This is a genomic window from Streptomyces cinnamoneus, assembly GCF_014650495.1.
Taxonomy (GTDB): domain Bacteria; phylum Actinomycetota; class Actinomycetes; order Streptomycetales; family Streptomycetaceae; genus Streptomyces; species Streptomyces cinnamoneus.
Genome location: NZ_BMVB01000043.1, coordinates 21,890 through 26,279 on the forward strand (window position 1 = coordinate 21,890; position 4,390 = coordinate 26,279).

General features: G+C 71.4%; 3 protein-coding genes. 1 reads left to right on the forward strand and 2 read right to left on the reverse strand.

The window, feature by feature from the left end:
• Positions 1-277: 277 nt before the first annotated feature.
• Entirely contained in the window at positions 278-1,201 is a 924-nt protein-coding gene (mshD, locus tag IE182_RS30510; protein ID WP_190113230.1) for a mycothiol synthase, read from the reverse strand.
• 129 nt (positions 1,202-1,330) lie between these two features.
• On the opposite strand from mshD, the gene IE182_RS30515 reads away from it, so the two are divergent.
• Positions 1,331-3,139, forward strand: a complete 1,809-nt coding sequence (locus tag IE182_RS30515; RefSeq protein WP_190113231.1) for a bifunctional metallophosphatase/5'-nucleotidase — start codon at positions 1,331-1,333, stop codon at positions 3,137-3,139.
• 249 nt (positions 3,140-3,388) lie between these two features.
• Here the strand turns inward: IE182_RS30515 and IE182_RS30520 are convergent, their stop codons facing one another.
• Positions 3,389-4,144 (reverse strand): helix-turn-helix domain-containing protein, encoded by a 756-nt coding sequence (locus tag IE182_RS30520; RefSeq protein WP_190113232.1) that lies wholly within the window; start codon positions 4,142-4,144, stop codon positions 3,389-3,391.
• Positions 4,145-4,390 lie beyond the last annotated feature (246 nt).

Here is a 4,390-nt window from a genome sequence, read left to right on the forward strand (position 1 = left end):
GTCCAGGCCCGCACGAGGCCCGGGGACCGACCCCACCAGAGGCCGAGGTCCAGGCCCGCACGAGGCCGGGGACCGCGCCCGCACGGGGCCGGGGTCCAGGCCCGCACGAGGCCGGGGTCCGCGCCCGCACGGGGCCGGGCGCCGCGCCCGCACGGGGCCGGGGGCCGCGCCCGCAAGGGGCTGGGATCCGCGCCCACAAGAGGTCGTGGACCGACCCGCAAGGCCCCGGGGTCCGACCCGCAAGGCCCCGGGGTCCGGCCCCGCGAAGCCCCCGGGGTCAGCTCTCCGTTCGGTACATCAGGTCCGCCTCGTGCGTGGCGAACCCGAGGCGCTCGTACACCGAGACGGCAGGCAGGTTGTCGGCGTCCACGTAGAGCATCGCCGTCGGCAGCCCCTGGTCCGCCAGGTGCCGCAGGCCGATCGTGGTCAGCGCCTTGCCGAGCCCGCCGCCCTGGGCGCCGGGCCGTACGCCCACCACGTACACCTCGCCGAGGCCCTGGTCGGCGTGGATCTTCGTCCAGTGGAAGCCGACGATCTCCCCCGCCTTCTCGGCCAGGAAGAACCCCTCGGGGTCGAACCACCCCTCGGCCTTGCGGTCGTCCAGGTCGCGCTGGGTCAGCGAGCCCTGCTCGGGGTGGTGCGCGAAGGCCGCCGCGTTCACGGCGAGCCAGGCCGCGTCGTCGTCGCCGGGCCGGAACGTGCGGACGGACACGCCCTCGGGCAGGACGGGGTCGGCGAGGGAGAGGTCGCCCAGCGGCCTCCGCATCTGCCGCAGTTCGCGGAAGAGGCTCAGCCCGAGCACCTGTGCGAGGTGCCGGGCCGCCGGGTGCCCGCCGTGCGCCCACACCCGCAGCCGCTTGCCGGACTCCGCCAGCAGGGCGTTGCCCAGCGCCCGGCCGTGCCCGCGTCCGCGCCGGGCGGGGTGGACGACGAACTCGCCCGCCGGGGCCTCCACCGGGTCGCTGTCCTCCAGTTGGCCGTAGCCCACCAGTTCCTTCTCCGCGTCGCTCAGCAGGACGTGCCGCACGCCCGCGCGCCGCCCCTTGAGCTGCAGGCGCCCCTGCTCGGACACGGCCGGCTGCCCGTCCTCGGCCGCCGCCTCCCCGATCAGCCGCAGCACGTCCTCGACCTGCTGCGGTGCCAGTTCCTCCAGCACCGCGATCCGCCGCTGTCCGCTCACGTCATTCACCACGTCGCTCATGGGGCCGAGCCTACGACCCCTGCGCGTCACCCCTCCGTTACCGCTCCCCCCTCTGCCGCACTACGCGCGTCGACCGTATGCTGCGCCCGACCTGATACACCCCCAGCACCTTCATCAAAAGGGGAACGCATGCCCGCGAAGACGCTGCCTGGAAGCAAGCGCCTCGCCCTCCGGAGACTGACCGCCACCGCCGCCGTGCTCGCCGCCACCGCCGGCACCCTGGCCGTCACGGCCGCCCCGGCGGGCGCGCGCGACCGCGGCCGCACCGTGGACGTCCAGCTGCTCTCGTTCAACGACCTGCACGGCAACCTTGAGCCGCCGCAGGGCTCCTCCGGCACCGTGACGGAGGACCAGGCCGACGGCACCAAGAAGGTCATACCGGCCGGCGGCGTGGAGTTCCTCGCCAACTCGCTGCGCACGGCCCGCAAGGGCCACGAGTACTCGATCACCGCCGCGGCCGGCGACATGATCGGCGCCAGCCCGCTGATGACCGGCCTGTTCCACGACGAGCCGACCATCGAGGCGCTCAACAAGATCAAGCTGGACGCCACTTCCGTCGGCAACCACGAGTTCGACGAGGGCCGCGCCGAGCTGCTGCGCATGCAGCGCGGCGGCTGCCACCCCAAGGAGGGCTGCTTCGAGAAGGGCAAGACCTTTCAGGGCGCCGACTTCCCCTACCTCGGGGCCAACGTCCTCGACGAGAAGACCGGCAAGCCGATCCTCAAGCCGTACACCGTCTGGCGCCACAAGGGCGTCAAGATCGGCATCATCGGCCTGACGCTGAAGGGCACGCCGGACGTCGTCACGGCGGAGGGCGTCAAGGGCCTGAAGTTCGCCGACGAGGTCGCGACGATCGACAAGTACGCCAAGGAACTCGACCGCCAGGGCGTGAAGTCCATCGTCACCCTCATCCACGAGGGCGGCATGCCGGCGTCCGGCTCGTACAACTACAACTGCGACACGCCGGGCGGGGGCGCGGGCATCTCGGGCGCCATCGTCGAGATCGCGAAGAAGGTCACGCCGAAGGTCGACGCCCTCGTCACGGGCCACACCCACCAGGCGTACGCCTGCACCATCCCCGACCCGTCCGGTGCCCCGCGCACGGTCACCTCGGCGGCCTCCTTCGGCCGTCTGTACACGGACACGACGCTGACCTACGACCGCCGCACGAAGGACATCGTCCGCACGGCCGTCAAGGGCCCGCGCGCCACCAACCACGTGGTCGACCGCCAGCAGCCGAAGGCCGCGGACATGACCGCGCTCATCGACCGCTGGAAGACCCTCGCGGCGCCCGTCGCCAACAAGCCGGTCGGCTACATCTCCGCCGACATCAACGGCCGCGGCTCGGAGGCGTACGAGCAGCCGCTGGGCGACGTCATCACCGACGCCCAGCTGGAGGGCCTCGCCGCCCCCGACAAGGGCGGCGCCCAGATCGCCTTCATGAACCCCGGCGGCGTGCGCTCGGACCTCGCCTTCAAGGCGTCCGGCGCCGAGGGCGACGGCGTCGTGACGTACGGCGAGGCGTTCACCGTCCAGCCGTTCACCAACATGATGCAGACCAAGGACCTCACCGGTGCGCAGGTCCTGGCGGCCCTGCAGCAGCAGGTCAGCGGCCCGAACGAGGCCCAGCCGAAGATCCTGCAGGTCAGCAGGAGCCTGACGTACACGCTGGACCTGACGAAGAAGGGCGCGGACCGGATCGTCACGTCGTCGGTGAAGGTCAACGGCGCCCCGATCGAGGCGGGCAAGACCTACCGCGTCGCGGCCAACGAGTTCCTGATGGGCGGCGGTGACGGCTTCCCGGCCTTCAAGGAGGGCACCGACAAGCGCGTGGGCGCGTCGGACCTCGACGTCTTCGTCGCCTACCTCCAGGCCCACTCCACCAAGGAGTCGCCGCTGGCCCCGCCGAAGGCGGACCGGATCACCATCGTGAAGTAAGCCCTGAAGTAAGCCCTGAAGTAAGTCCTGAAGTAAGCCGTGAAGTGAGCCGTGAAGTGAGCGGCCCACGGCCGTGCGTGCCCGGAACGCCCCGGGCACGCACCACGGTGCACCTCCGCGCGGGCGGTGCACCGTGGCGGCCCGGCCGCGTCAGGCGGCGACGAGCCCGAACCGCGTCTCGCGGGGAGCGTGGAGCAACAGCAGCACGACCCCGTCTTCTACGGATCGACAGCCCGGCAAGTCGGCTGTCTAGCCACGGTCCGGACTCGGCGCGGCGGTGCCGCCCGAGGTCGTTTCGGGTTGCGTGTAGAGGACGTCGCGGGCCTGCTCCGCGGCGCGGGTGATGCTTTCGCCGACGAAGTCGACGAAGCGGGCGATGTTCTCCAGGCGGACGGCGGCCGGGGTGTCGCGGCCGAGGATGCCGACGCCCTGCCGTGCGGTTTCGGCGAGTTGGGCGTGGGACCGGGCGGCGGCGATCATCGACTGGTACCAGACGTCGTTGTCGACGAGGTACCGCTCGCGGCGGCCTTCCTCGCGCTCCCGGCGGATGAGGCCCTGGCTTTCGAGGAACGCGACCGCCTTGGAGACGGACGCCGGGCTGACCTGGAGGCGCTGGGCGAGTTCGGACGCCGTGAGGCTGCCCGCATCGGTGGTGTAGAGGCAGGTCAGCACCCCGGCCATCATCTTGGGCAGGCCCGATTGCATGAGGAGGGTGGTGAACGCCTCCTCGTACTCGCGTACGGCCTCGGCGTCGCGCCCGTCGGCCTGCTCGGGCGCCTGCGCCCCCCGGGGCGCGGCCTGCCTGCGCCGGTGGGCGCGGCGTTCGGTGGCGCGGTGGGCCAGGTCGGCACGGTAGGCGGTGGGGCCGCCGTTGCGCATCACCTCACGCGTGATCGTCGAGGTGGGGCGGTCGAGGCGCCGGGCGATCTCCGCGTAGGCGAGGCCGTCGGCCACGCCCAGCGCGATCTGCTGGCGTTCCTGCTGGGTGAGCCTGCCTCCCGGCATCGCGGTCTCCTTCGTGTTCCTTCGATGCCGCCACTGTAGCGTTCACTTTCCCTCCATTGCAACGAACCGGCGGTTGACGTTGCGTTAGTTTCAGAGCCGTTGCAACGATCTTGCGGCTCTGACCTGCAGGGATGTGGTTTCTTCGCAATGGATGTGTTGCCGGGTCGGCGAACGCAACGTAGCTTTTGCGGAGTCAGAAACGACAACGCCGAAGGAAAAGCCATCATGCAGAAGTTCGCCACCGCC

Coding starts and splice junctions, on each gene's coding strand:
- mshD (WP_190113230.1), bottom strand. CDS start 1,201: ATGAGCGACGTGGTGAATGACGTGAGCGGACAGCGGCGGATCGCGGTG.
- IE182_RS30515 (WP_190113231.1), top strand. CDS start 1,331: ATGCCCGCGAAGACGCTGCCTGGAAGCAAGCGCCTCGCCCTCCGGAGA.
- IE182_RS30520 (WP_190113232.1), bottom strand. CDS start 4,144: ATGCCGGGAGGCAGGCTCACCCAGCAGGAACGCCAGCAGATCGCGCTG.